The organism is Streptomyces sp. AC555_RSS877, assembly GCF_019049245.1.
GTDB lineage: Bacteria > Actinomycetota > Actinomycetes > Streptomycetales > Streptomycetaceae > Streptomyces.
This window is the reverse complement of sequence record NZ_JAGMUK010000081.1, coordinates 1-1,086: the sequence shown is the minus strand read 5'-3', so window position 1 is coordinate 1,086 and position 1,086 is coordinate 1. Positions and strand designations below refer to the sequence as shown.

The following is a 1,086-nucleotide window of genomic DNA, read 5'->3' as shown; positions in this document are numbered from 1 at the left end:
CCCTGTTCTGGAAACGGCGGCCAAGCACCTGGTGGACGCAGGTCGACTGGACGAGGCGCTGTCCTGGTTCGAGCGCGCCGCCGCCGCAGGCCACACCCTTGTTCTGGAAACGGCGGCCAAGCACCTGGTGGACGCAGGTCGACCGGACGAGGCGCTGTCCTGGTTCGAGCGCGCCGCCGCCGCAGGCCACACTTATGTCCCACGGATAGCGGCCAGGTATCTGGTGGACGCAGGCCGGGTGGAGGAGGCGCTGTCCTGGTGCGAGCGCGCCGCCACCGCAGGCCACACCAGTGCTCTGCTAACGGCGGCCAAGCACCTGGTGGACGAAGGCCGACTGGAAGAGGCGTTGCCCTGGTTCGAGCATGCTGCCACCACAGGCAACATCACGGCTCTGCGGACGGCGGCCCAGTATCTGGTGGACACTGGTCGGCTGGAGGAGGCGCTGTCCTGGTGCGAGCGCGCCGCCGCCGCAGGCGACACTCGTGCTCTGCGGACGGCGGCCGAGCATCTGGGGCGTGCTGGTCGGGTCGAGGAGGCGCTGTCCTGGTGCGAGCGCGCCGCCGCCGCAGGCGACACTCGTGCCCTGTGGACAGCGGCCGGGTGGTTGGCGTGGGCTGGTCAGCTGGAGGAGGCGTTGCCCTGGTTCGAGCGCGCCGCCGCCGCAGGAGACACCCACGCTCTGCGGACAGCGGCCGAGTGGTTGGGGCATGCTGGTCGGCTGGAGGAGGCGCTGTCCTGGTGCGAGCGCGCCGCCACCGCAGGCGGCGCCGGTGCTTTGTGGTGGGCGGCCGGGCGACTGGCGAAGGCCGGACAGTTGAACGAGGCATTGTCCCGGTTCGAGCGTATCGCCGAGGCCGGCGACATACACGTCCTATGGACGGTGGCCGGGCGACTGGCGAAGGCCGGACAGTTGAACGAGGCATTGTCCTGGTGCGAGCGCGCCGTCGCCGCAGGCGACACCCATGCTCTGCAGAGGGCGGCCGGGTATCTGGTGGACGCGGGTCGGCTGGAAGAGGCGTTGCCCTGGTTCGAGCGCGCCGCCACCGCAGGCAGCACCTATGCTCTGCACAGGGCGGCCGGGTCTCT

General features: G+C 70.9%; 1 protein-coding gene. It reads left to right on the top strand.

The features are described 5' to 3' along the window. Positions 1 to 1,086, top strand: a 1,086-nt coding sequence (locus tag KUM49_RS33645; protein WP_217240757.1) for a tetratricopeptide repeat protein, incomplete at both ends; no start/stop codon positions are given.